Below are 3,854 nucleotides of genomic sequence, written 5' to 3' on the forward strand. Positions count from 1 at the left end.
ACACTATTATCACTTGAGCATATAGTAGCTGCTATTGTTGGATATGCATTATAGGTTAATATAATTGCGGTAGTAGTAAAAATTGTCACTAAACGTTTCATTAAATAACTCCTAATAAATATTTTTTTAAAAAAATATTTTGAATTATTTAGTGAAATTATTAAAAAAGAGTTAATAAAATTTTAAATAATATAATAAATTTTTTATAAAATAAAATTATATTTATATATAATATATTTTAATATAACTTAATGAAGAATATTTGTATTTATAGTTATTAAAGTTACACTATTTGGATAATTGCAATAATTTTTCTCTACTATAAAATAATATTATAAATTAAATATTAAGAAAGGTAATAAATGTCGGTAAAATTATTTTTCTGTAGATCAAATCAAAAATACAATAATGAAGGCTTATAATCCTGTAGATTTAGCTCATATAGATGATTTTGTGATTCGTTTAGTTAAATTCCAGGGAGAGTTTGAAATGGCATAGTCATCAAAATGAAGATGAAGCTTTTCTTATGTTAGAAGGAAGTTATTTTCAAACAGATCAAGGAGATTATACAGTAAAGGCAGGAGAAGGTATTGTGATTCCAAAGGGCTTGCGCCATTGTCTTAAGGCCAATAATACGGGATTAATGCCCTTGGCTTTGGTTATTGAACGAAGTTCAACAGAACGGTTGGGTGATTCGAAATAAAGCTTATACTTGACGAAATTCTTTGTTTCTTTTAAAAATCTATCTTTCTGCAGAATTTCATACAAGATTAACTCTTGTATATTTATATAGGATTTAAATTATGTCTCGTCGTTGTGCTCTTTCGGGTAAAGGTGTTCAGTATGGCAATAAGGTAAGCCATGCCAATAATAAAACACGCCGCCGTTTTTTACCAAATTTACAAGAAACCCATCTAATTAGTGAAACATTAGGTTGTTCTGTCCATTTAAGACTTTCTGTTCAAGCTTTAAGAAGTGTTGAACATAGAGGAGGATTAGATGCTTATCTATTACATCAATCAAATGATGTTCTTTCAAAAGAAGCACGTCGTTTAAAAAAATTAATCTCTAAAAAAAGAGCCTCGGGTCATACGATGACTTTGGCTGCTAAAAATTAGTCATTAAATAAAACTTAAGAAATATTGGGCAATTTTTTAGTTTTTACTATTTATATTAATAATTGTGGGCGATGGGCATATCTTTTGAATTTATAATCAATTTAATGAATGGTCTAACTCCAGAATGGGTTATGGCGATTGATTTGGTTGTGTGTTATCTGGTGATGTTTATTCTTTTAAGACTATTTGGGGCTGCTGGATTACAAATTTATATTGCTGTTGCTGTCATTGCTGCAAATATTCAAGTTTTAAAAATTGTTCAATTTTCTATTTATCCAGATCCTGTTGCTTTAGGAACTGTTTTGTTTTCAACAACCTATGTGGCAACCGATATTTTAACAGAATATTATGGAAGACCAGTAGCAAGACGCGCTGTCCTTTTAGGTTTTGCTGGTATGATTATGATGACAATGATGATGACCATTGCTTTGGGGTATCATCCATTGCCACCTGATCAAGATGGTGGTAATCATAACCATATTCTATCCTTGTTTTTACCAATACCTGCAATTTTGGTTGCAAGTATGTGCGCCTATTTGGTAAGTCAATTTAACGATATTTGGGTTTTTCAAACAATTCGCCGTCTAACTAAGGGACGTATGTTATGGCTTAGAGCCGCAGGATCAACAGCTGTATCAGCCTTAATTGATAATATAGTTTTTAGCACATTAGCTTGGTATATTTTGGCACCAGAACCTGTTGAAATGCATACATTAATTTTTACCTATATTTTAGGTACATATTTTATAAGATTAGCCTTGGCATTAACCGAAACACCAGTTATGTATTTAGCCCGCCGGTGTTTACCGTTCCAAGATCGAAAAAATACATCTGCTTTATCCTTGTAAAATTGGGATATAAATTTGTATCCTGGTTTTTCTTTTAATATTATTCATGAAAATAAAAATTCGAAAGCACGATTGGGACATCTTATAACCCCCCATGGGGCAATTGAAACTCCAAATTTTATTTTTTGTGCAACTAAAGCATCAATTAAATCTGCCTCTCCTGCAGATTTGCTGCGTGAAAATACCCAAATCATTTTGGCAAATACCTATCATCTTATGATTCAACCTGGTGCGGATTACATAGCAAGAAGGGGTGGTTTACATAAATTTATGGGTTGGAATGGACCCATGTTAACGGATTCAGGTGGATTTCAGATTTTTAGTTTGGGATATGGGTCAGTCGCCAGTGAAATCAAAGGAAAAGCGCAACATGACAGACCAGTAACTTTGATTAAAATTTCTGAAGAGGGGGCAATTTTTCGTTCTTATTGGGATGGATCAAAACAAATATTAACACCAGAAAGTTCGATTGATATTCAATGTAAATTAGGGGCAGATCTTATTCTTGTGTTGGATGAATGTACACCTTTTCATGTGGATCGTGCTTATACAGCAAAATCATTAGCCTTAAGCCACCGCTGGGCTTTGCGTTCCTTAAAACAATTTGAAATAATGCAAGAAACAAAACCCACGGGACAAGCTCTTTATGGTATTGTTCAAGGTGGTGTTTATGAAGATCTAAGATTGGAAGCAGCAGATTTTTTAAACAATCACCCTTTTTTTGGTCATGCGGTTGGGGGATCATTGGGTGGTGATATTACGCAAATGCGTGAGGTCGTTGGTTTCGCCATGAAAAATCTTGATCGTCAAAGACCTGTCCATCTTTTAGGTATTGGGGGAATTGCCGATATATTTTATGGGGTTAAAATGGGTATTGATACATTTGATTGTGTTATTCCAACAAGATTAGCGCGTCATGGAAATGCTCTTGTAAAGCGGCAAAATCAAGAACGCATGAATTTACGAAATGCATGGTGTGCTGAAGATGATACACCTATTGATCCAGAATGTGGGTGTTATTGTTGCCAAAATTTTTCAAAAGCTTATCTTCACCATTTATTTAAAGTGAAAGAATTATTAGGAATGTCTCTTGTAACTTTTCATAACATACATTTTATGAACCATCTTATGGCAGATATAAGATGGGGTATAGAAAATGAAAAACTTGATGACATCCAACAAAAATGGATTCTTTAGATCATTTAATGCACAAAATTTAAACTAAATTGCAAAAACAAAGTTCTTTGCAAAGGGTTACGATTATCATCTGACATCAAATAAATTATAAATTCGTTATTTGTTTTGGGATAAGCGGCGATGGCTTCAAAATTATCTGTTGGAAAAGGTAGAGAAAGAACACTAATAATATTTCGGTCAAGTGTTGCGCTTGGTTTTAATTGCTTGGTGGAAAGTAAAGAAAATCTTATACGCCATCCAAACCATCCTAATTTTCTTTCAACTAGTAAAAGATTATCCGTATTCAATGATGTAAGATCAGACACCGTATAATCTTCATCAAATTTTAATGAAATTTGTTGCCATTGGTGATCATCATCTTGGTACCAGCCGGGGATAGGATCCTTCTTTTTTTCATTACCTTCGCCCATAATAATTAAATAATTGGTTTTGTATTCTGCGATTGCTTCAATCCCATGATTTTCGCTAAGACCATCAAGATTTTTTGGCATGGGAATATCTTCACCAACATTTTGAAAAGGGGTTGGTCCATTTTGATAGCGCCATAATCTATTTTTACCTTCAAAAGCAATAATAATGCTTTTATTTGTGGATAAGGTCATGGCTTCTGCATCACCTTGCCATTTATGGTCAAATGTTTTCGCTTTTTGATTTAAAATTTCCCCCGTTTTTATTTGATTAATACCTGTTA

4 protein-coding genes and 1 pseudogene are annotated in these 3,854 nt (G+C 32.8%); 4 read left to right on the forward strand and 1 reads right to left on the reverse strand.

The window, feature by feature from the left end; genetic code table 11:
- Positions 1-481 precede the first annotated feature (481 nt).
- The 4 genes and pseudogenes from K1X44_08915 to tgt all read left to right on the forward strand — a co-directional run bounded on the left by K1X44_08915 (position 482) and on the right by tgt (position 3,163).
- Positions 482-703 (forward strand): annotated as a pseudogene (locus K1X44_08915) (cupin domain-containing protein).
- A 100-nt stretch (positions 704-803) separates the two neighbouring features.
- Entirely contained in the window at positions 804-1,118 is a 315-nt protein-coding gene (gene rpmB / locus K1X44_08920; GenBank protein ID MBX7147407.1) for a 50S ribosomal protein L28, read from the forward strand.
- A 71-nt stretch (positions 1,119-1,189) separates the two neighbouring features.
- Positions 1,190-1,966: a queuosine precursor transporter gene (locus tag K1X44_08925; protein MBX7147408.1), complete on the forward strand. Its 777-nt coding sequence runs from the start codon at positions 1,190-1,192 to the stop codon at positions 1,964-1,966.
- 15 nt (positions 1,967-1,981) lie between these two features.
- On the forward strand, positions 1,982-3,163 hold the full coding sequence (gene tgt / locus K1X44_08930; protein ID MBX7147409.1) for a tRNA guanosine(34) transglycosylase Tgt: 1,182 nt from the start codon (positions 1,982-1,984) through the stop codon (positions 3,161-3,163).
- 5 nt (positions 3,164-3,168) lie between these two features.
- Here tgt and K1X44_08935 read toward each other — a convergent pair.
- On the reverse strand, positions 3,169-3,854 hold a 686-nt coding region (locus K1X44_08935), incomplete at its 5' end, for an esterase-like activity of phytase family protein (protein MBX7147410.1).

The organism is Alphaproteobacteria bacterium (genome assembly GCA_019695395.1).
Taxonomy (GTDB): Bacteria; Pseudomonadota; Alphaproteobacteria; order JAEUKQ01; family JAIBAD01; genus JAIBAD01.